Origin of the sequence: Sanguibacter hominis ATCC BAA-789 (assembly GCF_012396185.1) — a bacterium.
Classification (GTDB): Bacteria; Actinomycetota; Actinomycetes; order Actinomycetales; family Cellulomonadaceae; genus Flavimobilis; species Flavimobilis hominis.
In genome coordinates, this window is sequence record NZ_JAAXOW010000004.1 from 55,919 (window position 1) to 78,982 (window position 23,064).

At 73.2% G+C, this 23,064-nt stretch carries 18 protein-coding genes; 12 read left to right on the forward strand and 6 right to left on the reverse strand.

The window, feature by feature from the left end:
* Window positions 1-280 precede the first annotated feature (280 nt).
* The 8 genes from HF995_RS11600 to HF995_RS11635 all read left to right on the forward strand — a co-directional run bounded on the left by HF995_RS11600 (window position 281) and on the right by HF995_RS11635 (window position 12,249).
* Window positions 281-1,675: an MFS transporter gene (locus tag HF995_RS11600; protein ID WP_168447982.1), complete on the forward strand. Its 1,395-nt coding sequence runs from the start codon at window positions 281-283 to the stop codon at window positions 1,673-1,675.
* 4 nt (window positions 1,676-1,679) lie between these two features.
* On the forward strand, window positions 1,680-3,911 hold the full coding sequence (locus HF995_RS11605) for a molybdopterin oxidoreductase family protein (protein WP_350308874.1): 2,232 nt from the start codon (window positions 1,680-1,682) through the stop codon (window positions 3,909-3,911).
* Complete coding sequence (locus HF995_RS11610; RefSeq protein ID WP_168447983.1) at window positions 3,908-5,626, forward strand: FAD-dependent oxidoreductase; 1,719 nt, start codon at window positions 3,908-3,910, stop codon at window positions 5,624-5,626. The genes HF995_RS11605 and HF995_RS11610 overlap by 4 nt, the downstream gene beginning before the upstream one ends.
* 182 nt (window positions 5,627-5,808) lie before the next feature.
* A complete protein-coding gene (locus HF995_RS11615) occupies window positions 5,809-6,831 on the forward strand; it encodes a hypothetical protein (protein ID WP_168447984.1) in 1,023 nt (340 codons plus the stop codon).
* A 357-nt stretch (window positions 6,832-7,188) separates the two neighbouring features.
* Window positions 7,189-9,738, forward strand: coding sequence for a nitrite reductase large subunit NirB (gene nirB / locus HF995_RS11620; protein WP_434060864.1), 2,550 nt, complete (start codon window positions 7,189-7,191; stop codon window positions 9,736-9,738).
* On the forward strand, window positions 9,735-10,172 hold the full coding sequence (gene nirD, locus HF995_RS11625) for a nitrite reductase small subunit NirD (RefSeq protein ID WP_168447986.1): 438 nt from the start codon (window positions 9,735-9,737) through the stop codon (window positions 10,170-10,172). The genes nirB and nirD overlap by 4 nt, the downstream gene beginning before the upstream one ends.
* Window positions 10,169-11,038: a uroporphyrinogen-III C-methyltransferase gene (gene cobA, locus HF995_RS11630; RefSeq protein WP_350308875.1), complete on the forward strand. Its 870-nt coding sequence runs from the start codon at window positions 10,169-10,171 to the stop codon at window positions 11,036-11,038. The genes nirD and cobA overlap by 4 nt, the downstream gene beginning before the upstream one ends.
* Entirely contained in the window at window positions 11,035-12,249 is a 1,215-nt protein-coding gene (locus tag HF995_RS11635; RefSeq protein WP_168447987.1) for a uroporphyrinogen-III synthase, read from the forward strand. The genes cobA and HF995_RS11635 overlap by 4 nt, the downstream gene beginning before the upstream one ends.
* A gap of 148 nt (window positions 12,250-12,397) precedes the next feature.
* Here HF995_RS11635 and HF995_RS11640 read toward each other — a convergent pair whose 3' ends face one another.
* A complete protein-coding gene (locus HF995_RS11640) occupies window positions 12,398-13,288 on the reverse strand; it encodes a D-hexose-6-phosphate mutarotase (RefSeq protein ID WP_168447988.1) in 891 nt (296 codons plus the stop codon).
* A 141-nt stretch (window positions 13,289-13,429) separates the two neighbouring features.
* Between HF995_RS11640 and HF995_RS11645 the strand changes: the two genes are divergently transcribed.
* From HF995_RS11645 to HF995_RS11655, 3 genes are all read left to right on the forward strand, one after another.
* On the forward strand, window positions 13,430-14,032 hold the full coding sequence (locus HF995_RS11645; protein WP_168447989.1) for a GNAT family N-acetyltransferase: 603 nt from the start codon (window positions 13,430-13,432) through the stop codon (window positions 14,030-14,032).
* Window positions 14,033-14,374: 342 nt separating this feature from the next.
* Complete coding sequence (locus tag HF995_RS11650; RefSeq protein WP_168447990.1) at window positions 14,375-15,595, forward strand: FAD-dependent oxidoreductase; 1,221 nt, start codon at window positions 14,375-14,377, stop codon at window positions 15,593-15,595.
* Complete coding sequence (locus HF995_RS11655; protein ID WP_168447991.1) at window positions 15,592-16,215, forward strand: cation efflux transmembrane domain-containing protein; 624 nt, start codon at window positions 15,592-15,594, stop codon at window positions 16,213-16,215. The genes HF995_RS11650 and HF995_RS11655 overlap by 4 nt, the downstream gene beginning before the upstream one ends.
* 67 nt (window positions 16,216-16,282) lie before the next feature.
* Here the strand turns inward: HF995_RS11655 and HF995_RS11660 are convergent, their stop codons facing one another.
* The 5 genes from HF995_RS11660 to HF995_RS11680 are packed head-to-tail and all read right to left on the reverse strand — an operon-like array spanning window position 16,283 to window position 21,103.
* Window positions 16,283-16,846: an NAD(P)H-dependent oxidoreductase gene (locus HF995_RS11660; protein ID WP_168447992.1), complete on the reverse strand. Its 564-nt coding sequence runs from the start codon at window positions 16,844-16,846 to the stop codon at window positions 16,283-16,285.
* A 25-nt stretch (window positions 16,847-16,871) separates the two neighbouring features.
* Entirely contained in the window at window positions 16,872-17,723 is an 852-nt protein-coding gene (locus HF995_RS11665) for an ABC transporter permease (RefSeq protein ID WP_168447993.1), read from the reverse strand.
* A complete protein-coding gene (locus HF995_RS11670; protein ID WP_168448162.1) occupies window positions 17,716-18,585 on the reverse strand; it encodes an ABC transporter ATP-binding protein in 870 nt (289 codons plus the stop codon). The genes HF995_RS11665 and HF995_RS11670 overlap by 8 nt, the downstream gene beginning before the upstream one ends.
* Before the next feature lie 26 nt (window positions 18,586-18,611).
* A complete protein-coding gene (locus HF995_RS11675) occupies window positions 18,612-19,982 on the reverse strand; it encodes an LLM class flavin-dependent oxidoreductase (RefSeq protein ID WP_168447994.1) in 1,371 nt (456 codons plus the stop codon).
* A 50-nt stretch (window positions 19,983-20,032) separates the two neighbouring features.
* Window positions 20,033-21,103, reverse strand: a complete 1,071-nt coding sequence (locus HF995_RS11680; RefSeq protein WP_168447995.1) for an ABC transporter substrate-binding protein — start codon at window positions 21,101-21,103, stop codon at window positions 20,033-20,035.
* A 504-nt stretch (window positions 21,104-21,607) separates the two neighbouring features.
* On the opposite strand from HF995_RS11680, the gene gdhA reads away from it, so the two are divergent.
* Window positions 21,608-22,945, forward strand: coding sequence for an NADP-specific glutamate dehydrogenase (gdhA, locus tag HF995_RS11685; protein ID WP_168447996.1), 1,338 nt, complete (start codon window positions 21,608-21,610; stop codon window positions 22,943-22,945).
* Window positions 22,946-23,064 lie beyond the last annotated feature (119 nt).

The window sequence follows — 23,064 nt, forward strand, 5'->3', positions numbered from 1 at the left end:
AGGTAGGGCCTTCGCCGCGAGGTAGGTGCTTGCCCGCGGGGTAGGTCGCTCCGTCGTGAGGTAGGGGTCTGCGTGCGCGGCCCTACCTTGGCGACGCCGAGGCGCCGCCGATCAGCGGCGACGCCGGATCGCGACGCCGCGGACCGGCCCTACCTCGGCGTCGCCTCACAGAGGCCGGTCCCGCGATGTGCGGACATCGTTACGGGCGATTTACCCCGACCCTGCGGGGGTGAAACAACGCGCCGAAAGACTCCTTCCACGCCCCTGGAAGGAGCCCGCCATGACCGCACCCGGCACGACAGCACCCGTCACGACCGAGCCCGCCGCGACCGAGCCAGTCACGACCCCGCGAGCAACCGCGGCCCCGCCCACGCTCGCCACCCGTCCCGGCCGCTGGATCGACGGCTGGAACCCTGAGGACGAGCGGTTCTGGACCGCCGTCGGCCGCAAGGTGGCCCGCCGCAACCTCGCCGGCTCGGTGTACGCCGAGTTCCTGGGGTTCTGCGTCTGGGCGCTGTGGAGCGTCGTCGTCCCGCACCTGCCCGCCGCCGGGTTCGACCTCACCGTCGACCAGCAGTTCTGGCTCATCGCCGTCCCGAGCCTCGTCGGTGCCGCGATGCGCATCCCGTACACGTTCACGGTGCCGGTCTTCGGCGGCCGCAACTGGACGATCATCTCCTCGCTGCTGCTGCTCCTGCCGGTGCTCGCGCTCGCGTGGGTCGTCCAGCGCCCCGAGACCGGCTTCGGCACGCTCCTCGCCGTCGCCGCGCTCGCTGGCTTCGGCGGTGGCAACTTCGCGTCGTCGATGACCAACATCACCTTCTTCTACCCCGAGCGGGAGAAGGGCAAGGCGCTCGGCCTCAACGCTGCGGGCGGCAACCTCGGCACCGGTCTCGTGCAGCTCGCCGTCCCGCTCGTCATCGTCACGGGCGCAGGCCTGAACCTCGACCGTGCCGGGCTCGTGTTCGTCCCGCTCGTCCTGATCGCCGCCGTCGTCGCGTGGCGGTTCATGGACAACCTCAGCGGCGTCGCGAGCGACCCCCGCAGCTTCGCCGCAGCAGGCCGCCACCCGCACACGTGGCTCATCTCGTTCCTGTACATCGGCACGTTCGGCTCGTTCATCGGCTACTCGGGCGCGTTCCCGACGCTCCTCAAGACGCAGTTCCCCGAGGCGACGACGTCGCTCGCCTTCCTGGGCGCGCTCGTCGGGGCGCTCATGCGTCCGCTCGGCGGCGCGCTCGCCGACCGCGTGGGCGGTGCCCGCCTGACGATCATCTGCTTCGGCGGGCTCGCCGTCGGTGCAGGCGGCGCGATCCTCGGGCTGCAGGAGCGCTCGTTCCCCCTGTTCTTCGGCGCGTTCCTGCTGCTGTTCGCGTCGTCCGGCGTCGGCAACGGCTCGACGTACCGGATGATCCCCGCCGTCTTCCGCACGGGCGTCGCGCCAGCCGACCTGGGGCGCGCACGTCAGGCCGCCGCCGGCTGCCTCGGCATCGCGGGCGCCGTCGGCGCCGTCGGCGGCTTCCTCATCCCGCGCGGCTTCGCGATGTCGACGTCGCTCGCCGGGACGCTCGTGCCCGCCCTGACGATCTTCATCGCCGTGTACGTCGCGATGGCCGCGCTCACGTGGGCGCTCTACGTCCGCCGAGGCTCGGCGTTCGCCGCCGAGGGCGTGTGAGCCTGTGCAGGCCACGGACACGCACTGCCCGTACTGCGCCCTGCAGTGCGGCATGCGCCTCGCCCCGCCGAGCGCGGAGGACCGCACGGCACCGCCCGACGGCGCGGAGCGCCGTCGGCTCCCTGTCACGGTCGCGGGTCGGCAGTTCCCCACGAACCGGGGCGGGCTGTGCCAGAAGGGCTGGACGTCAGCGAGCGTCCTCGCGACCCCGGACCGCCTGACGACGCCGCTCGTCCGGGACGCCACCGGCACCCTCGTCGCGGCGACGTGGGACGACGCGCTCGATGTCGTCGCCGACCGGTTCCGCGCGGTCCGTGCGCTCTACGGCCCCGACGCCGTCGCCGTCTTCGGCGGCGGCGGCCTCACCAACGAGAAGGCCTACCAGCTCGGCAAGTTCGCGCGCACCGCCCTGCGCACCCGCAACATCGACTACAACGGACGCTTCTGCATGGCCTCCGCAGCCGCGGCGGCGAACCGCTCGCTCGGCCTCGACCGCGGCCTGCCGTTCCCCGTCACCGACCTCGACGGTGGGCAGGCGATCCTGCTCGTCGGCTCCAACCCCGCCGAGACGATGCCCCCGCTCGTCGCGCACCTCGCCGGCGCGCGCGAGCACGGCGGGCTCGTCGTCGTCGACCCGCGGCGCTCCGCCACGGCCGAGCTCGCCGACGACGGCGCAGGGATGCACCTGCAGCCCGTCCCCGGGACCGACCTCGCGGTGCTGCTCGGGCTCGCACACGTCGTCGTGCACGAGCAGCTCGCCGACACGGACTACCTCGACGCCCGCACGACGGGGCTCGACGACCTGCGGTCCACGCTCGTCCAGTGGTGGCCCGAACGCACCGAGCAGATCACCGGAGTGCCAGCCGACGACCTGCGCCGTGCGGCTCGCCTGCTCGCCCACGCCAGCCCGCACTGCGGCGGCGCGGGCGCCTATGTCCTCACCGGCCGCGGGCTCGAGCAGTCCCGCCAAGGGACCGACGGCGTCACCGCCGCGATCAACCTCGCGCTGCTCCTCGGGCTCGTCGGCCGGCCCGGGTCGGGGTTCGGTACCCTCACCGGCCAGGGCAACGGGCAGGGCGGCCGCGAGCACGGCCAGAAGGCCGACCAGCTCCCCGGCTACCGTTCGATCACCGACCCTGCTGCGCGCGAGCACGTCGCGCGCGTGTGGGGAGTCGACCCGGCGGAGATCCCGGGGCCCGGCCTGGCCGCGGCCGAGCTGCTGCGTGCGCTCGGCACCCCTGGCGGACCGCGCGCCCTCCTCGTGCACGGGTCCAACCTGCTCGTCTCGGCGCCCGACGGCGCGCGCGTGCGCGAGGGCCTCGCCGCGCTCGACCTGCTCGTCGTGTGCGACTTCGTGCCGTCCGAGACTGCGCTGAGCGCCGACGTCGTGCTCCCCGTCCTGCAGTGGGCCGAGGAGGACGGCACGATGACGAACCTCGAGGGCCGCGTGCTGCGCCGGCGAGCCGCGCTGCCTGCGCCCGAAGGCGCGCGCAGCGAGCTGTGGATCTGGTCCGAGCTCGCACGACGGCTCGACGCGCCCGGCCGCTGGCCCACCGACCCGTCCGTCGTCTTTGACGAGCTCGCCCGCGCGAGCGCAGGCGGCCGCGCCGACTACTCCGGCCTCTCGCACGCACGCCTCGACGCGCACGAGACCGCGACCAACGGCGCCGACGGCGGCGGCCTCTACTGGCCCGTCCCCAGCCCCGACCATCCCGGCACGCCACGCGCCTTCCTCGAGACGTTCCCCCTGCCCGGCGGCCGCGCCCGCCTCCTGCCCGTGCACCACCGCGGGCCCGACGACGTCCTCGACACCGCGCACCCCGTCCACCTCGTCACCGGCCGGGTCCTCCAGCACTACCAGTCCGGCGCGCAGACGCGCCGCGTCCCCGAGCTCGCCCGGGCCGTGAGCGACGCCTACGTCGAGATCCATCCGCTGCTCGCCGAGCTGTACGACGTCGCGGAAGGCGACACGGTCCGTCTGACCTCACGTCGCGGCACCGCGGTCGCGGTCGTGCGGCTGACCCGCAGCGTGCGGCCCGACACGCTGTTCATGCCGTTCCACTGGCCCGGCGAGAACAGCGTCAACAGGCTCACGAACCCGGTCACCGACCCTGTCTCCGGGATGCCGGAGTTCAAGGTCGCGACCGTCCGGCTCGAGGTCGTCACCGGGGACCGGGTCGGAGCTGCGCCGGTCGCGGTCACGACGGTCGCGGTCACGACGGGAGGTGCGCGATGAAGGTCGTCGTCGTCGGGAACGGCATGGTCGGGTCGCGGCTCGTGACGGAGCTGTGCGCGAGTGCCGAGCCGGGCGCCGCCGCGCTCGACATCACCGTCCTCGGCGCCGAGGACCACGCGCCCTACAACCGCGTCCTGCTCAGCGAGGTCGTCGCCGGGGCGTACGACGTCGCGGCGATCGACCTGCCCGGCGTCGTCGACCCCCGGGTCGGTGTGTGGACCGGGGTGTGCGCGGTCGCCGTCGACCGCGGAGCCCAGGTCGTCGTCGACTCGACCGGTGGGCGGCACCGCTACGACGCGCTCGTGCTCGCCACCGGTGCCACAGCACGCGTCCCCGAGCTGCCGGGCCTGCGTCGCGACGAGGCGTTCGGGGCTGGCACAGCGGTGCGCGGCGCCGATGCGGTCGGCTTGCGTCACGACGACGCCGGTCTCGTGCCCGGCGCGCACGTCCTGCGCACGATCGACGACGCCCGCGAGATCGTCGCCGCGAGCGTCAACGCACGCCACGTCGTCGTGCTCGGTGCGGGCGTCCTCGGGGTCGAGGTCGCCGTCGGGCTCGCCGGCAGGGTCGGGCCGGACGCGGTCGTGCACCTCGTGCACCCGCGTGGCCTCATGAACGCCCAGCTCGACGCCGCCGCCAGCGAGGTGGCAGCCGACGCCGTCGCGCGCCTGGGCGTGCACGTGCGCACCGGCGTCGGCGCGGTCGCGGTCGTGCTGCGCGATGGGCGCGTCGCGGGCGTCGACCTCGACGACGGCGCCCAGCTCCCCGCCGACCTGCTCGTCGTCACCGTCGGGACGCTGCCCGAGACGACGCTCGCGCGGCGCGCGGGACTCGACGTGGACCGCGGGGTCGTCGTCGGGCCGGACCTTGCGACCCTGCGTGACGACCGCGTCTACGCCGTGGGGGACTGCGCGCAGCCGCCGGAAGGCGGGTCAGGGCTCGTAGGGCAGGGCTGGGACCAGGCGCGTCGCCTCGCGCGGACCCTCGCCGAACGTGCCGGAGCGTGCCCCGCGACGCCTGCCGGCCAACATCCCGGCGCCCCCGACGGCGTGCCGCGCGAGGCGTGCTCGTGCGGACCCGTCGACGACAGCACGGTCGTCAAGGTCAAGGGACGCGGCGTCGACATCGTCGCGATGGGGGTGTCCGGCAGCGCGCGGCCCCCAGCGTGCGGGGCGCACCCGCGCCGCACCGTCCGCCTCAGCGACCCCGACGCCGTGCGGCACCTCGAGGTCGTCGTCCAGGGTGGCCGGGTCGTCGGCGCGACGTGCGTCGGTGGCGGCGCCGTCGCAGCCGACCTCGTCGCCGCGTTCACGCGCGGCACGCCGGCGCCGCGCGACCCCGCGCAGCTCCTGGTCCGCGCCGTCGGCCCGGTCGGCGGGAGCGCCGAGACGCCCGTGCGCATCCCGGACCGCGCGACCATCTGCCGGTGCAACGGAGTCACGAAGGGCGACCTGGTGCAGGCGTGGGCCGACGGCAGCCGCACGGTCGAGGACGTCGCTCGGACGACGCGCGCGACCACCGGCTGCGGCGGCTGCACGTCCCCGGTCTGCGGCATCCTCGACTGGCTCCGCGCAGCAGAACCGGCATCGCCGCCCCCGCCCCTGCCCCCGGCCCCGGCCGCTGCCCCCGCCCCAGACGAGCCCGCGGCCGGGCACGAGCCTGTGCCCGCGGCCTCCTGGCTCGACGCGCCCCGCCCCCGACAGCCCCAGCCGTAACGAAGCCCGCTCTCTCTCCCCGGCCGTGCTCAGGGCTGCCCGCCGGCGAGGTCGTGAGTCTGGTCCCGACGTCGTGCGTTGTGACTCACGACCTCGGATGAGAAGTCACGACCTCGTGGGAGGGCGCGCGCCGGACATGTGGACAACGACCGCTGGGACACGCAGGCGCGTTTGCTTGGAGGATGACCTTCGACCGCGCGCCTTCCGTCGTCGCGCCTCCCGCGCTTCCCACGATCCATCTCGCGGCCCAGCACTCGCCTGGCGATCTGCAGGCACTCGTTGCGGCCGGCGTATGGCAGCGAGTCCGACGCGGCGCCTACGTCGAAGCGGACTACCTCGAGGCGCAGACGGAGAGTGCGAGTCAGCCTGGGGCACGCCACGTCCGTGTGCGGCGCCGCGCGCTCGCGCAGGTGGCTGCCGTCATCACAGGCCATCGAGAGCGCGGCACGGACGTGGTGCTCAGCCACGAGTCTGCGGCGCTGCTCTGGGGCCTTCCGCTGTGGCGAAGCCCTGAGCGCGTCCATCTGGTGGTTCGCGAGCGACGGTCCGGACGAGCAGCGCCCGACGTCGCGGGTCACCGGGTGAGCCTCGGCCCCGAGGACCTGAGCAGCCGCGGGGGAGTGACCGTCACGAGTCTTGAGCGGACCGTGCTGGACCTGGCGTGCCAGCGCCCGACGGTCGAGGGGCTCGTCGTCGCGGACGCGGTTCTAGGGCGCGGCGTCGAGAGAGCTCGGCTCGAAGAGATGACGCACGCACGCGCGGCAGCCCGCGGGGTTGCGCGTGCGCGCGAGGTGATCGCTCTGGCCGATGGTCTCGCCGAGTCGCCGTGGGAGTCGTTCACACGACTGCACGCGATCGCCGCTGGGATGCCTCGCCCTCGGCTCCAGGTGCCGATCGCGACGAGGCTCGGCACCTACCGGGCAGACATGGGATGGGACGAGTGGCGCGGACTCATCGAGTTCGACGGGCAGGTGAAGTACGGGGAGCTCGCTGACGGTGACCCGGCGAGGGTGGTCTTCGAGGAGAAGCGGCGTCAGGACGCGATCGAGGAGGCCGGATGGCGATTCAGGAGGGTGACGAGCCGTGACTTTCGGGATCACCGGGCGCTCCACGAGCGGATGAGGAGCCTGGCCCCGGCAGCAGGACGGCGTGACATGGTGCCGCGCCCTCACCTGCTGCTCCCGGGCCGTTCGTCGAGGTCGTGACTTTGCGCCTGAGGTCGTGAGCTTCACCTCACGACCTCGGAACAGAACTCACGACCTCGATACTGACGCTGGGGCGCGTCTCCGAACGCGGGCGGGGCTCACAGTGGGGGAGCGGGGGGTGTGAGGAGAGGTTTACTGCCGGGTAACCGCCGGGGTATGGCGTGGAAATCGCGCGGCCATAGCGTCGCAGACATGGACACTTCACCCTCCCAGCCCCAGCCCGACGGCGGCTCGGTCGAGCCCGACGTCGCCGCACGTCCGCTCACCGGCTCGACCGCGGCCGCGCTGCCTGCGGAGGCCGCCGCCGCGGCGTCCCAGGTCAGCGCCCCCCGGCGGGTCGTGGTGGTCGGCGGTGGGATGGTCGCGCAGCGGTTCGTCGAGGCGCTACGCGACCGGGACGACGCCGGACGCCACCACGTCACGGTCCTCGCCGAGGAGCCGCGCGCGCCCTACGACCGTGTCGCGCTGACGTCGTACTTCTCGGGCCGTGACCCTGAGGACCTTGCGCTCGGCGACCCCGCGTTGTGGCAGGACCCGCTCGTCCGGCTCGTGCGCGGGGACGCGGTGACGCAGGTGGACCGCGACGCGAGGACGGTCACGACTGCCACGGGCCGCACGTTCCCATACGACGAGCTGGTCCTCGCGACCGGCTCCGACGCCGCGGTCCCGCCGATCGAGGGCAGCGACCTGCCGGGCGTGTTCGTGTACCGCACGATCGACGACGTCGCGGCGCTGCGCGGCTGGGTCGAGGCGCGTGCGGCGGCGGCGAGCCGGCCCGTGCGGGGCGCGGTGATCGGCGGCGGCCTGCTCGGCCTCGAGGCGGCCGGCGCGCTCAAGGCGCTCGGCGCGCAGGCGACGGTCGTCCAGTTCGGCACCCATCTCATGAGCGCGCAGGTCGACCTCGGTGGTGGTGAGGCGTTGCGCCGCCTCATCAACAGCCTCGGGGTGGCGGTGCGCGTCAGCACGGCGACGCAGCGGATGCGTCCGTCGCGGCGGACGGGCGCCGTCGGTCGCCTCGACTTCGCGGACGGCGGCCGGCTCGACGTCGACGTCGTCGTCCTCGCGACGGGTGTGCGGCCCCGTGACGAGCTCGGGCGTGCGATGGGCCTGGAGATCGGCGCGCGGGGCGGCGTCGTCGTCGATGACGCGTGCCGCACCGCGGCGCAGAACGTGTGGGCGATCGGCGAGGTCGCGTGCATCCAGGGAGCGTGCATCGGCCTGGTGGCGCCGGGGTACGCGATGGCGGAGGTCGTCGTCGACCGTCTGCTGGGCGGCGCGGCGACGTTCCCGGGTGCGGACACGGCGACGAAGCTCAAGCTGGCGGGGGTCGACGTCGCGTCGTGGGGCGACGCGTTCGGCTCGACGCCGGGCTCGATGGAGGTCGTGTGGGCGGACCCGGTCGGCGGCGTCTACAAGAAGCTCGTGCTCGCGGACGACGCGCGCACCCTCCTCGGCGGCGTGCTCGTCGGTGACGCGACGGCGTACGCGAGCCTGCGGCCGATGCTCGGCCGTGCCTTGCCGGGCGACCCGGCGGCGTTCCTCCTGCCGGAGGGCGGCGCGGGCGCGCCCGACCTCGAGCTGCCTGACGACGCGGGCGTGTGCTCGTGCAACAACGTCTCCGCGGGCACGGTGCGCGCGGCGGTCACGGAGCACGGCTGCACGGACCTGGCGGGGGTCAAGGCGTGCACCCGCGCGGGCACGAGCTGCGGCTCGTGCCTGCCGCTCGTGAAGAAGCTCATGACGGCGGAGCTCGCGAAGTCCGGCGTGGAGGTGTCGAACGCGCTCTGCGAGCACTTCGACCTGTCGCGTGCGCAGCTGTACGACGCCGTCCGTGTGGCGGGCCTGACGTCGTTCAGCGAGGTGGTCGCGCGGTTCGGGACGGCCGAGGCGGGTCGCGGCTGCGACATCTGCAAGCCGGTGGTCGCGTCGATCTTGTCGACGGTCGCTCCGGCGCACGTGCTCGACGGTGAGCGTGCGACGCTCCAGGACACGAACGACCACGTCATGGCGAACATGCAGAAGGACGGCACGTACTCGGTGGTCCCGCGCATCCCGGGCGGGGAGATCACGCCGGAGGGGTTGCTCGTGATCGGGCAGGTTGCGAAGGACTTCGGGCTGTACACGAAGATCACGGGCGGTCAGCGGATCGATATGTTCGGTGCGCGGATCGACCAGCTGCCGGGGATCTGGCAGCGGCTCGTCGACGCGGGCTTCGAGTCGGGCCACGCGTACGGCAAGTCGTTGCGCACGGTGAAGTCGTGCGTCGGGTCGACGTGGTGCCGGTTCGGTGTGCAGGACTCGGTGGGGCTCGCGGTGGATCTCGAGCTGCGGTACCGGGGCCTGCGGTCGCCTCACAAGATCAAGCTCGGGGTGTCGGGCTGCGCGCGGGAGTGCGCGGAGGCTCGTGGCAAGGACGTCGGGGTGATCGCGACGGACAACGGCTGGAACGTGTACGTCGGCGGCAACGGTGGCTTCACGCCGAAGCATGCGGTGCTCCTCGCGGAGGACCTGTCGACCGAGGATCTGGTGCGCACGATCGACCGGTTCCTCATGTACTACATCCGCACCGCGGACCGGTTGCAGCGCACGGCCGCGTGGGTGGCCGACTACGAGGGTGGCGTCGACGCGATCCGCGCCGTGGTCCTGGAGGACTCGCTCGGCATCTGTGCCGACCTGGACGCTGCGATGGCGTTGCACCTCGAGTCGTACGAGGACGAGTGGGCGGCGACCCTCGCGGACCCGGACAAGCTGCGGCACTTCCGCAGCTTCGTCAACGCTCCTGACGAGCACGACCGCACGCTCGCGTACGTCGCGGAGCGGGGGCAGGCGCGCCCGGCGACGGCGGCCGAGCGCGCGGGTGCGGGCCCTGTCCTTGTTGCCGGAACCACCTTGGAGGTCCGCTCATGACCCGCAGCCCGGCACTCACCGCCGCGATCCCCGACGCCGCGGCGCCCGACGCCGCGACGCCCGCCGCGATCCCCGACGCGTGGCTCCCGGTCTGCGCGCTCGCGGACCTCGCGGTCGAGCGCGGCGCGGTGGCACTCGTGGACGGCGAGCAGGTCGCCCTCTTCCGGCTGCTCGACGACACGGTCCTCGCCGTGCAGCAGCACGAGCCCCACACGCAGGCGATGGTCATGTCGCGGGGCATCGTCGGGACGCGCGGCGGCCGCCCGGTCGTCACGTCGCCGCTCTACAAGCAGGTGTTCGACCTGTCGTCGGGCGAGTGCCTCGACACGACGAAGGGCGAGCGCGTCGCTCTCATGACGTGGCAGGTCGAGGTGCGCGACGGCGTCGTGCACCTCGGGGCCGCGCACGACCCCGGCGCGAGGGCCGCGGCGTGAGCGTGCCGGGCGCGGTCGTGCTCGTCGGTGGCGGCCCTGGGGCGGCCGACCTGATGACGGTGCGCGCGCGGCGCGCGCTGTTCTCCGCGGACGTGGTCGTGGCGGACCGGCTGGGCCCGACGTCGGTGCTCGCGGACCTGCCGTCGCGCGTGCGCGTGATCGACGTCGGCAAGCGCCCGGGTGCGCACCCGGTGCCGCAGGCGCGCATCAACGAGATCCTCGTCGCGGAGGCGATCGCGGGGAACCGCGTCGTGCGGCTCAAGGGCGGCGACCCGTTCCTGTTCGGCCGTGGGGGCGAGGAGGTGGCGGCGTGCCGCGCTCGCGGGATCGCGGTCGAGGTCGTGCCGGGCGTGTCGAGCGCGCTCGCGGCTCCCGCGGCGGCGTGCGTGCCGGTCACCCATCGCGGGACGGCGTCGGCGCTGCTCGTCGTGCAGGGGCACGACGCGCTGCCTGGGCTCGCGGTCCAGGCGGTCGTGACGCGGGCCGCGACGGTCGCGATCCTCATGGGTGTGGCGCGGCTCGCGGAGCACGTGGCAGTCCTGCTCGCCGCCGGGGCGAGCCCGACGACGCCGGTCGCCGTCGTCGAGCAGGCGACGACTGACGACGAGCGCACGACCTTCACGACGCTCGAGCGGGTCGTGCGGACGTGCGCGGAGGCCGGGGTGCGCTCGCCTGCCGTCGTCGTGCTCGGCGACGTCGCGGACCCGGCGCTGCTGGGGCTCGACCTGCACGCGCTCGACGTGCCGATCGCGCACGAGGTCGCGGCCGACGCTGCGGGTGCGGACACCTCGGCACCGTCCGGCGCGCCCGCGTACGCTCCTCACGTGGACGCTGCAGCCCGCGAGGCCGAGGTGGCCTACGCATGACGACGCCGAGCACGGCCCCCGAAGCCGCGCCGGACACCGGTGCCGCCGTGGGCGGCGCCGCACCCGCCCGAGCCCTTGCCGCGCAGCCGGCGCTCGACCCGGTGCTCGCGGGCCTGACGGTCCTGATCACGGCAGACCGGCGCTCGACCGAGCTGCGGGCGGCTCTCGAGCGGCGTGGCGCGATCATCCGGCACGCCCCGGCGATGCGGATCATCCCGCACGAGTACGACACGGAGCTCGTCGCAGCGACGCGCGCCCTCCTCGCCGAGCCGCCGAGCACGGTCGTCGCGACGACGGGCATCGGCTTCCGGGCGTGGATCGAGGCGGCCGACGCGGCCGGGCTGGCCGACGACCTGCACGCGCTGCTCGACCGAGCGCGACTGATCGCCCGCGGCCCGAAGGCTCGCGGAGCGATCCAGGCCGCTGGCCTCACGGCCGACTGGGTGGCCGAGTCCGAGACGAGCGCCGAGATCCTCGACCTGCTGCTGACCGAGGGCGTGGCGGGGGAGCGGATCGCGATCCAGCAGCACGGGTCGGGCGCGGACCAGCTCGACGTCGAGCTGGCCGCGGCGGGCGCTGACGTGCGCAACCTCGTCGTCTACCGGTGGGGCCCGCCCGCGGACCCGCAGGCTGTGGTCGAGTCCGTGCGTGCGGCGGCGCTCGGTGAGGTCGACGCCGTCGTCTTCACGTCGGCGCCCGGCGCGTTCGCGTGGCTCGAGGTGGTCGACCGTGAAGGCGTCGGGCAGGCGCTCGCGGCACGCTTCGCCGACCGTTCGCTCGTGGCTGCCGCTGTCGGGCCGGTCACGGCGGCTCCGCTCGAGGCGCGCGGCATCGTCCCGATCGTGCCGGAGCGCGCTCGCCTCGGCGCGCTCGTCCGCGCTCTCGTGAGCCACTACGAGGAGGACCGCACGACGCAGGTCGGGACCGTCGCAGGCTGCCTGCAGGTCAGGTCGCGCGCTGCGCTGCTCGACGGTCACGTGCTGCCGCTGTCGCCCGCGACCCTCGAGGTGCTTCGCGTCCTCGCCGCCCGGGCGGGCGACGTCGTCACGCGCGCCGAGCTGCTCCAGGTGCTTCCCGGTCTCTCCGAGGACCCGCACACGGCGGAGGTGGCGGTCGCGCGCCTGCGTGACGCCGTCGCGCAGCACGCGCCCGACGCCCGCGCGCTCGTCCAGACGGTCGTCAAGCGCGGGTACCGGCTCGCGACTGCTTGACCGGCGCGGGCCGCGCCTCCGACCGTCCCGCGAGACAGGCCCTCCCACGCGAGGTAGTCACTCCCACGCGAGGTAGGCCCGTGCAGGGCCCGATCTCGCGCGCAGACCCCTACCTCGGCGGCGGGGAGGGGCGTCTCCGGGTGCGCGGTCAGCCGACCGAGAGGCGCGTGGTGATCGTGCGTGTCTCGCCGGGCTCGACCGTGAGCGTGTCGTCGAGAGCGTTCGCCGTCTCGACGCAGAGGAAGCCGGTCCAGCCGTCGTCGGGCACGTCCGCCATCGCGGCGGCCTTCGCGACCCACGGGTTCCACACGACGGTCGACCGCGACCCGGACTTCGCGACCGTCACGGTGGGCCGGCCGCTCTCGACGACCTGCGTCGTCGCGCCGGTGCCGGTGTAGACGCGGTCGGTCTCGCGGTCTAGCGTCACGGGGCCGACCTGCACGCGGACGTCGTCGGCGACCTTGTCCACGTACGTCGCGCCGTCGAGCCCTGTGACGATCGCGCGGCGCACGTCGCCCACCGCGAGGTAGGTGTGCAGCGCCTCCGAGACGGCGAACGTCGTCCCGCCCGTGTTCGTCACGGCGAGCGACAGGGACAGCTCGCGCCCGACGACGAGCCGCACGCGTGCCTCGAACGGGTGCGGCCACACGCTCGTGAGCGCGGGGTCGACGTCCTGCTCGGTGAGCGCGAGCGTCACGGCGACGCCGCCGGGGTGGGCGTCGTCGTCGGGCAGGTCTGTCGCCTCGACGAGGCGCCACACGGACGTGCGCGCGAAGCCGTGCGCGGGCCCCGTCCCCGACGGGTGCGGGCCGAACCACGGGAAGCACAGCGGCACGCCGCCGCGGATCGCCGCGCCAGGCGTGTACGCGGAGCGCGGGGACACCCACAGCACGTCCGCGCCGTCCGCTGGCACCCACGAGACGAGGTGCGCGCCGTACGTGTGCAGGCGCGCGGTGCCCGACGGCGTCTCGATGACGAGCAGCTCGGCGTCGCCCACGCCCGGTTCCACGTGGACGGACGGCGGCAGCGTGACGGGCATGGGTCCTCCTGGAGGGGGCGTCGTGGTGCAGACCTGCACGGCGCCATCGTCCCAGGACCGGGCCGGGGTGGCGAGGCTGTCCGCGGCCCGCTGGCTTCAATGCCGTTGACGTGCACGAACGTGCCTGGGAAGACTCGCGCCATGACAGTCCCGCGGCACACCGACCGCCTCACCCTGCGCTCGTTCACCCCGCACGACGGGCCCGCGCTGCACGGCTATCTCTCCCAGCCACGCGCGGTCGAGTTCGAGCCGTACGGCGTCTTCACCCTCGAGGACGCGGTCACGGCGGCGGCCGCACGAGCGCAGGACCCGGCGTTCCTGGCGGTGTGCGTGCGCGACGACGACCGGCTGATCGGCAACCTCTACGTCGCCCCGCACGCGCACCCGGACTGGGCGACGTGGGAGATCGGCTACGTGTTCGACCCTCGTGAATGGGGGCACGGGTACGCGACCGAGGCGTGCCGGGCGCTGCTCGAGGAGCTGTTCGTCGAGCGGCGTGCGCACCGCGTCGTCGCGCGCTGCAACCCGCTGAACACGCGGTCGTGGGAGCTGCTCGAACGGCTCGGCATGCGGCGTGAGGCGCACATGCTCGCCGCCGCGAGCTTCGCGGTGGCCGACCACGGGAGCCGCGTGTGGCACGACACGTTCCAGTACGCGCTGCTCGCCCACGAGTGGGCGTCCGCCGCGGGCGGGCCGACCGCCGCGAGCGGGCCGACCGCCCCGAGCGGGCCGACCGCCGCGTAGGTCCGTCCGCGCGGACGGCCGCCCGCGCTGCCCTCGCTAGGTAGGGCCTCCCACGCGAGGTAGGGGTTCCGGTGCGAGGTAGGGCCCTGCAAGCCCCTACTTCGCGCGCAAGGCCCTACCTCAAGGGAAACTCCCGATGTCGCACGCAACTGCCTACCTCGAGCGCAGCTCCCGACGTCGCACGCCCCCTGCCTCGCGGGAAGGGGCCTGGAGGAGCACGAGCCGGCGTGCGCGGAGCCGCGACGGCAGGTGGACCGCCCTGCCGACCGCGGCGGGCAGGTGGAACGATGCGGTGGTCGACGCCGTGCGGCGCCTGACACGTGCGCGTCCCGAGGAGCAAGAATGAGCCAGCGAGTCCAGACGATCGTCGTCGGCGGGGGAGTGGTCGGGTCCGCGGCGGCCTGGGCGCTCGCGCGGCGCGGGGCCGACGTCGTCCTCCTGGAGCGTTTCGACGCGGGGCACGTGCGGGGTGCGTCGCACGGCGCGTCGCGCATCTACCGCACGACGTACACGGAGCCCGAGTATCTCGACCTCACGCTCGAGGCGCACGGCCTGTGGCGCGAGCTCGAGGCCGCGACGGGTCAGGACATCCTGACGATCACGGGCGGTGTCGCGTCGGGCGGGCCGTCGCTGCAGGGGCACCTCGCCGACCTCGCGGCGGCTCTCGGTTCGCGAGGGGTGCCGCACGCGCTCGTGAGCGCGGCGGAGGCTTCCGAGCGTTGGCCTGGTCTCGCGTTCGAGGGGCAGGTCCTCGTCGAGCCTGAGACTGCGGGCCGCCTGCATGCGGACCGTGCGGTCGCCGCGTTCCAGGCCGACGCCGTCGCGCACGGTGCGCGTGTCGTCCACGGTCGCCGCGTGACGGCGATCGAGGACGTGCCCGGTGGCGTGCTGGTGCGCACGGAGCCGGAGCCGTTCGCGGCGTCGACGGACGACGACGTCGCCGAGCTCGTCGCGCAGCGCGTCGTCGTCGCGGCAGGGGCGTGGAGCACGGACCTCCTTGCTGACGTGCGCGACGGCGAGGCCCGGCGGCCGGAGCTCGCCGGGCTGGCACGGCTCGTCGTGACGCAGGAGCAGCCGGCGCACTTCGCGCCGCGCGACCCGGCCGTGCCGTGGCCGTCGTTCACGCACGACCCGGGCGCCGACGTCGTCGGTCCGGGTAGGCGCTGGCCGTCGGGCGCGTACGGGCTCGAGACGCCGGGGGAGGGTGTCAAGGTCGGCTTCCACGCCGTCGGGCCTGTGGTGCACCCTGACCGGCGGACGTTCCAGCCGGACGAACGTCAGCTCGCGCAGCTGCGCGACTACGTGGCGACCTGCGTCCCGGGTGTCGACCCGGACGCGTTCGCGGCGGTCTCGTGCACGTACACGACGACGCCGGACCACGACTTCGTGCTGGACCGCGTCGGGCGCGTGGTCGTCGCGGCAGGCTTCTCGGGGCACGGGTTCAAGTTCGCGCCCGCCCTCGGGCGTGTCCTCGCGGACCTCGCGGACGAGGCGTCGGCGCCGGACGCTCCGGCCCGTGCGCGCGCGGAGCGGTTCGCCCTCGCGCGGCTCACGGCGCGATGACATCCCCGGACGCCGGACGTGTCGCCGCCCTGCGGCGCGCGGTCGCGCTCGTCGCGCTGCTCAACCTGGCGTACGCGGGCGTCGAGGGCGCGGTCGCGCTCTCGATCGGCTCCGTGTCGCTGTTCGCGGACGCGGTCGACTTCCTCGAGGACACCGCGATCAACGTGCTCGTGCTCGTGGCGCTCGGGTGGACGCTGCGACGGCAGGCGGTCGCGGGCAAGATCCTCGCGCTGCTCATCCTGGTGCCGGCGCTCGCGGCGGCCTGGCAGGCGTTCGCGAAGGCGGGGGCGCCGGAGCCGCCGGACCCGCTCGCGCTGGGGCTCACGGCGGGCGGCGCGGCGGTCGTCAACCTCGTGTGCGCGCTCGTCCTGGCGAGGTTCCGTGGCGCGGGCGGTTCGATGGTGACGGGCGCGTTCTTGTCGGCCCGGAACGACGTTCTGGTGAACGTCGCGATCATCGTCGTCGGGGTGCTGACCGCGCTGACGACGTCGGGGTGGCCGGACATCGTGCTGGGCGTCGGGATCGTCGTGCTCAACGTGCGGGCCGCGCGTGAGGTGTGGGAGCTCGCTCATGAGGAGCACCTGGCCGCTCGTGCGCTCGCGGGCGAGGACCTTGACTGAAGGACCGCAGGTCGCCCGGATGCACACGTGACGTGTGCATCCGGGCGATCGGTGGTGAGCGGGTGAGCTAGACGACCGGCACGAGCGTCGCCTCGCGTGCGTCGACGGACAGGAAGGGCAGTGCGCGAGCGATGGCCTTGTCGATGCGTGCGGTCAGGCCCTCGCCGGTCACCTGGTAGTCGGTGAACTCGGAGTCGTGCCCATAGATCGTCACGGGCAGCGTGTCGGCCTGGAAGAAGCCGAACAGTGGTCGGAACTGGTGCTCGAGGGCGAGAGTGTGCCGCTCGGACCCGCCCGTCGCGACGAGCAGGACAGGCTTGCCGAGCAGCGCCGACGGCGGCAGGAGGTCGACGACGTGCTTGAACAGGCCCGTGTACGAGCCCTTGTAGATGGGGCTCGCGGCGACGAGCAGGTCGGCGCCGGCGATCGACTCGACGGCGCCCGCGACGGGGGAGCGCGGGTCGCCGTACGTGTCGCCGAAGAACGGCACGAGCTCGGCGACGTTCACCGTGCTCGCAGCGACGGTGACGTGCACGGCGAGCCGCGTGACGATCTCCTGACCGAGCGCGGCGGTCTTGGACGGGAAGGACGGGCTGCCGTTGAGGACGACGACGTTCACGGGGGTGGTCATGGTGGTCTCCGAGGAAGAAGGGGTGTCAGGCGGTGCGCCAGCGCGACAGGCGTCGCTCGATCGTGAGGAGCACGCCGTTGATGGCGAGCCCGGTCAGGGCGATGACGATGATCCCGGCGTACATCTCAGGGATCTGGAAGTTGTACTGCGTGTAGGTGATGAGGAACCCGAGCCCCGCCTTGGCGCCGATCATCTCGGCGGCGATGAGCACGAGGATCGATGCCGATCCCGCCATGCGTACGCCCGTGAAGATCGTCGGGACGGCCGCAGGCAGCACGACGTGCCAGAACAGGGGCACGGGCGGCAGCCCGAGCGAGCGCGCCGACTTCACCAGGAGCGGGTCGACCGTGCGCACCCCGGAGATCGTGGTCAGCAGGATCGGGAACGAGCATGCGTAGACGACGAGCGCGATCTTGGAGGTCTCGCCGATGCCCAGGATCAGGATGAAGACGGGCAGCAGCGCGAGGGCGGCGGTGTTGCGGAACAGCTCGAGGATGGGCGTGAGGAGCTCCGCGACCGGCCGGTACCAGCCGATGGCGATGCCGACGGGGATCGACGTCGCGAGCGCGATGCCGAATCCGACGCCTGCGCGGCCGAGGCTCGCGGTGACGTGCTTGGTCAGCTCTCCGCTGGTCGCGAGCTCGCCGAACGCCGCGAGCACCGTGGACAGCGACGGCAGGAAGACGGGGTCGACGAGGCCGACGCGCGGCGCGACCTCCCACAGGCTGAGGAAGGCGAGGATCGCGGCGGAGGATCGCGCAGCCCGCAGCGCGCCGCCTGAGAGGCGTTGGCGCAGCGGTGGGCGGACGGCCTCTGCGGTGAGGACCTGACGGCGTCCGAGCGTGGGCGGGTCAGCGAAGGCGACGGTGTCAGACATGGCTCGGCTCCAGGGTGTGGGCGGGGTGGTCGGCGGCGTGCAGGCGCGTCCAGATGTCATGACGCAGCGCACCGAACTCGGCGGTCGACCGCACGTCCTCGGTCGCGTCGACGTCGAGGTCGACGTCGAGCACGGAGTGCAGCCGGCCCGGCCGCGGCGTCATCACGGCGACGCGCTGACCGAGGTACACGGCTTCGTCGATGCCGTGGGTGATGAACACGATGGTCTTGCCGGTGGCGCGCCAGATGCGCAGGAGCTCGTCCTGGAGCGTCTCGCGAGTCTGCGCGTCGAGCGCCGCGAACGGCTCGTCCATGAGCAGCACCTCGGGGTCGAACGCGAGCGATCGTGCGATCGCGACGCGCTGCTTCATGCCGCCCGAGAGCTCGTGCGGGTAGCGGTCCTCGAAGCCGGTGAGGCCGACGAGGTCGAGGTGCTCCCGGGCGATGGCGGACCGGCGCGCCCGCGGCACCCCCTTGGCGGCGAGCCCGAACTCGACGTTCGAGCGAGCGGTGCGCCACGGCAGCAGCGCGTACTGCTGGAACACGACGCCACGGTCGAGGCCGGGGCCGGTGATCTCGTGGCCGTCGAGCAGGATGCGGCCCGACGTCGGACTGGTGAGCCCGCCGAGCAGGTCCAGGAGCGTGGACTTGCCGCAGCCGGACGGTCCGACGACGGCCAAGAACTCGCCGTCGGCGACGTCGAGGGTGAAGTCGTCGAGCGCGACGAACCGTTGACGGGCGCCGCGACGTCCTCGGCCGCGGTCGCGGACCGTGAACTCCTTGCGGACGTGCTCGAAGCGCAGGCGAGGCGGACGGGTGCTGTCGGCGGGCGCGACCCGCTCCTCGACGCGCGCGCCGTCCAGGCGGCGGCCGCCGGTGAGGGTGGCCGTCACGCGATCGCCTCGGCGAGGGAGCCCGCGCGAGTGCCGACGAACTGGTTGGACGGACGCTCGAGCCCGAGGTTCTCGCGCAGGGTGCGGCCCTCGTACTCGGTGCGGAAGAGGCCGCGCTGCTGCAGGATCGGCACGACGTGGTCGACAAACGCCTCGAAGCCGCCCGGGTGGAACGGCGGCATGATGTTGAAGCCGTCCGCCGCGCCGCGCGCGAACCACTCCTCGATCGAGTCGGCGATCTGGTCCGGCGTGCCCGTCAGGACGCGGTGGCCCCGGGCGCCGGCGAGGCGGTGCAGCAGCCCGCGCAGTGTCGGGCGCTCACGCTCGACGATTCCCGCGACGACCTGGAAGCGGGAACGGTTGTTGTCGGTGACGTCGCCCGCGTCCGCGAACAGCTCGAGCGGCACAGGCCGGTCAAGGTCGTCCTCGCCGAGAGTCACGCCGACCAGAGCCGAGAGCTGGCGCAGCCCGTACGCGGGGACGGTCAGCTCGTTGAGCTCTTGCTCGAGGTCGTGGGCCTCGGCTGCCGTCGAGCCGATGAACGGGCTCAGCCCGGGGAGGATGACGACGTCCTGCGGACGACGCCCCGCCGAGACCGCACCCGACTTGATGTCGGCGTAGAAGGCCTGCGCGTCCTCGATGCGCTGGTGGGCGGTGAAGATCGCCTCGGCCCATCGGGCGGCGAACGCTCGCCCTTCGTTCGAGGAGCCCGCCTGCACCAGCACGGGGTAGCCCTGCGGTGGGCGAGGCGCGCTGAACGCGCCGCCGACCGAGAGGTGCTCCCCGGCCAGCTCTGCGCGGTGGATCTTTGCCGGGTCCGCGTAGCGGCCCGAGGCCCGGTCGGCGATGATCGCGTCGTCCTCCCACGAATCCCACAGGCGCGTCGTCGCCTGCAGGAACTCCTCGGCGCGGGCGTACCGCTGCGCGGGGTCGGGGAAGGGGGCGCCCCCGAAGTTCTCGGCGGCCGCCGCGCTCGCCGTCGTGACGATGTTCCAGCCCGCGCGTCCGCCGGACAGGTGGTCGAGCGACGCGAACAGACGGGCGAGGTTGTACGGCTCGTAGTACGTCGTCGACGCGGTCGCGACGAGACCGATGCGCTCGGTCACCGCCGCGATCGACGCGAGCGTGGTGATCGGTTCGAGGTGGCCCGCGGGGCCGTGCTCGACCTGCGGGGTGAGCGCGGGGATGTCCGCGAAGAAGACGGCGTCGAACTTGGCGGCCTCGGCGCGCTGGGCGAGGTCGTGGAAGTGCTTCGCCGTGTAGATGTTCTCGACCGGTGAGCCGGGGTGGCGCCACGACGCCTCGTGGTGGCCGGTCGCGGTGATGAACAGGTTGAGGTGGAGCTGGCGGTTCGGTCGTGCGGACATGGTTCCTCCTGGGGCGGGTGGGCTGGTGGGCGATGCTGTGGTGGCTCGGTTCAGGAGACGGGCTTGCCGTCGGGTCCTGCGTCCGGCGGGTAGGTGCCGTTCGCGTACGGGTTGAGGTCGTTCGTGACGACGTCGGCTGGCGTGATCCCCGGCTCGATCTGGCCGTCCTGGACGAGCCAGTCGATCCACAGGCTGATCTCGGTGTCGGCGACGACGCCGCCGACGCCTGCGACGGAGCTGGACTTGTAGAACGCGACGAGGTCGGTGTTCTCGCCGCGGGCGCGTTCCGTGATGATCGAGGTGTACCGCTCGCGCACCTGCTCGGGCGGGGTCACCTGGGCCCAGCGGATGGCGCGGGCGGTGCCCTGGACGAAGTCAGCGGCGGCGTCGGGGTTCTTCTCGATGAGCGCGCTCGGCAGGACGTAGCTGCCGTAGGAGAGCTCGCCGAAGAGGTCGACCTCGGAGAACAGCTTGCGGAGGCCTCCGCGCTCGAGGGCGAGGTCCTGCAGCGGGCCGCTGAGGCCTGCGGCGTCGATCTGTCCCTCGCGGAGCGTCTGCTCGGCGTTGACGGGCGGGACGACGGTCAGCTCGACCTGGGCGATCTCCTCGGGTGTGAGGCCCTCCTGCTTGAGCCAGCTCCGGTCGACGGCCTCGGCCTGGGCGCCGAGGGTGTTGACGGCGACCTTCTTGCCGATGAGGTCGCGTGCGCTCGTGATCGGGCTGTCCTCGAGGACGTAGACGCCGCCGTTCGTGAGCTCGTCGGAGCCGTACGACGCGAGGACGGCCTTGATCGGCGCGCCCGAGTCGATGAGCTTGATGATGGCGCCGTTGAAGGCGTTGCCGATGTCGGCCTGTCCGGTCGCGACGGCCTGGATCGAGGCGGGCCCGCCGGTGACGTCGCCGATCCACTCGAGGCTGACCTTCTCGTAGTAGCCGAGGTCCTCGGCGAGCTCGGGGAACGTGACCTGGCCGACGGAGCCCTGGAAGCGGAGGACGGTCTTGCCGTCTGCGATGGCGGGGCCTGCCTGGGCGGTGCCGCACGCGGAGAGAGCGGCGGGCAGGACGAGCGCCACGGCCAGCGCGGCGGCGGCGCGGTGGCGGGGACGGGTGGGTGCGGTCATGGTGGGGCTCCTGGTCGAGTGGTGGGGGTGTGCGAGGGCAGCACCGGGCGCTTCTGGACCGTTACGGTCGAGAATTGTGGTGTGGCGGTCCCTGGAGGGGACGGCGACGCCGCGTCGCCCGGCGTCGGGCCGGGGGCTAGCGGGTCGTGGCGACCGAGGGGCCAGTGCCCCTCGGACAGTCACGTCGGGGCGAAGGGGGCGTGATGTTGTTCACGCGGCGGCTCGCGGCTCGCGGTGTGCGCCTCTGGTGCACGGTTCGCCCCCTTCGTCTCGCGCTCACGGGTCGCGGTGCTGCGACCTCCTGCAACAGTGATACGCGCTTGTCGAGCGATCCGATCCACTTAGGACAAAGGTCTCACATCCTGAGAGTCGAGGCGGGAGAAACGGCGTCGCCACGAGGGTTTAGCGATGCTGAAGGGGGGTCGCATCATGAGACGGCACGCCCGTCCAGGTTTGTCGGGTGAGACAGTGATCGGCACGCATCACGTCGTCCGAGGAGAACCCATGCAGAGCTCACTCGCGCCCGTCTTCGAGCAGGTGCTCCGGCGCAACCCCGGTGAGGAGGAGTTCCACCAGGCAGTACGCGAGGTCTTCGACTCGCTGGGTCCCGTCCTCGAGAAGAACCCCCAGTACGCGGACGCCGCTGTGCTCCAGCGCATCTGCGAGCCCGAGCGCCAGATCATCTTCCGCGTCCCGTGGGTCGACGACCATGGCCAGATCCAGATCAACCGGGGATTCCGCGTCGAGTTCAACTCCGCGCTCGGCCCGTACAAGGGCGGCCTGCGGTTCCACCCGTCGGTCTACCTCGGCATCGTGAAGTTCCTCGGCTTCGAGCAGGTCTTCAAGAACTCTCTGACCGGCATGCCGATCGGCGGCGGCAAGGGAGGCTCCGACTTCGACCCGCGCGGCAAGTCCGACGCCGAGGTCATGCGCTTCTGCCAGTCGTTCATGACCGAGCTCTACCGCCACATCGGCGAGTACACCGACGTCCCCGCAGGTGACATCGGCGTCGGCGGCCGTGAGATCGGCTACCTCTTCGGCCAGTACAAGCGCATCACCAACCGCTACGAGTCCGGCGTCCTCACTGGCAAGGGCATCACGTGGGGCGGCTCGCTCGTCCGCACGGAGGCGACCGGCTACGGCACCGTGTTCTTCGCGCAGCACATGCTCGAGACCAAGGGCACGTCCTTCGAGGGCAAGCGCGTCGTCGTCTCCGGCTCCGGCAACGTCGCGATCTACGCGATGCAGAAGGCGCAGCAGCTCGGCGGCCACGTCGTCGCGTGCTCCGACTCGTCCGGCTACGTCGTCGACGAGGCCGGCATCGACGTCGACCTCGTCCGCCAGGTGAAGGAGGTCGAGCGCGCCCGCATCGCCGAGTACGCCGCCCGCCGTCCGTCGGCGAAGTTCGTCGAGGGCGCCCGCGTGTGGGAGCTCGGCGCCGACGTCGCGCTGCCGTGCGCGACGCAGAACGAGCTCGACGAGCAGGACGCCAAGGCGCTCATCGCCTCGGGCGTCCTCGCCGTCGCCGAGGGCGCGAACATGCCCACGACCCCGGCCGCGATCTCGATGCTCCAGGACGCCGGGGTGCTCTTCGCCCCGGGCAAGGCCGCGAACGCGGGCGGCGTCGCGACGTCGGCCCTCGAGATGCAGCAGAACGCGAGCCGCGACGCGTGGTCCTTCGAGCACACCGAGGAGCGTCTCGCCCGCATCATGAGCGCGATCCACGACCGCTGCGCCGCCACGGCGGACGAGTACGGCCAGCCGGGCAACTACGTCGCGGGCGCCAACATCGCCGGCTTCACGAAGGTCGCCGACGCGATGCTCGCGCTCGGCGTCATCTGACCGGTCACCACCTCCTCACGCGGCACGCCGCGTGAGGTTGTGTCGCCCCCTCACCCGGGAGCGCGGCGCACCAGCGGGCGGGCTCCTCATGAGGGGGCCCGCCCGCTGTCATGCCGCCG

What these genes read in the sequence shown, in the direction of transcription:
- HF995_RS11600 (WP_168447982.1), top strand. Translation starts at nt 281, where the DNA reads ATGACCGCACCCGGCACGACAGCACCCGTCACGACCGAGCCCGCCGCG.
- HF995_RS11610 (WP_168447983.1), top strand. Translation starts at nt 3,908, where the DNA reads ATGAAGGTCGTCGTCGTCGGGAACGGCATGGTCGGGTCGCGGCTCGTG.
- HF995_RS11615 (WP_168447984.1), top strand. Translation starts at nt 5,809, where the DNA reads ATGACCTTCGACCGCGCGCCTTCCGTCGTCGCGCCTCCCGCGCTTCCC.
- nirB (WP_434060864.1), top strand. Translation starts at nt 7,189, where the DNA reads ATGGTCGCGCAGCGGTTCGTCGAGGCGCTACGCGACCGGGACGACGCC.
- nirD (WP_168447986.1), top strand. Translation starts at nt 9,735, where the DNA reads ATGACCCGCAGCCCGGCACTCACCGCCGCGATCCCCGACGCCGCGGCG.
- HF995_RS11635 (WP_168447987.1), top strand. Translation starts at nt 11,035, where the DNA reads ATGACGACGCCGAGCACGGCCCCCGAAGCCGCGCCGGACACCGGTGCC.
- HF995_RS11640 (WP_168447988.1), bottom strand. Translation starts at nt 13,288, where the DNA reads ATGCCCGTCACGCTGCCGCCGTCCGTCCACGTGGAACCGGGCGTGGGC.
- HF995_RS11645 (WP_168447989.1), top strand. Translation starts at nt 13,430, where the DNA reads ATGACAGTCCCGCGGCACACCGACCGCCTCACCCTGCGCTCGTTCACC.
- HF995_RS11650 (WP_168447990.1), top strand. Translation starts at nt 14,375, where the DNA reads ATGAGCCAGCGAGTCCAGACGATCGTCGTCGGCGGGGGAGTGGTCGGG.
- HF995_RS11655 (WP_168447991.1), top strand. Translation starts at nt 15,592, where the DNA reads ATGACATCCCCGGACGCCGGACGTGTCGCCGCCCTGCGGCGCGCGGTC.
- HF995_RS11660 (WP_168447992.1), bottom strand. Translation starts at nt 16,846, where the DNA reads ATGACCACCCCCGTGAACGTCGTCGTCCTCAACGGCAGCCCGTCCTTC.
- HF995_RS11665 (WP_168447993.1), bottom strand. Translation starts at nt 17,723, where the DNA reads ATGTCTGACACCGTCGCCTTCGCTGACCCGCCCACGCTCGGACGCCGT.
- HF995_RS11675 (WP_168447994.1), bottom strand. Translation starts at nt 19,982, where the DNA reads ATGTCCGCACGACCGAACCGCCAGCTCCACCTCAACCTGTTCATCACC.
- HF995_RS11680 (WP_168447995.1), bottom strand. Translation starts at nt 21,103, where the DNA reads ATGACCGCACCCACCCGTCCCCGCCACCGCGCCGCCGCCGCGCTGGCC.
- gdhA (WP_168447996.1), top strand. Translation starts at nt 21,608, where the DNA reads ATGCAGAGCTCACTCGCGCCCGTCTTCGAGCAGGTGCTCCGGCGCAAC.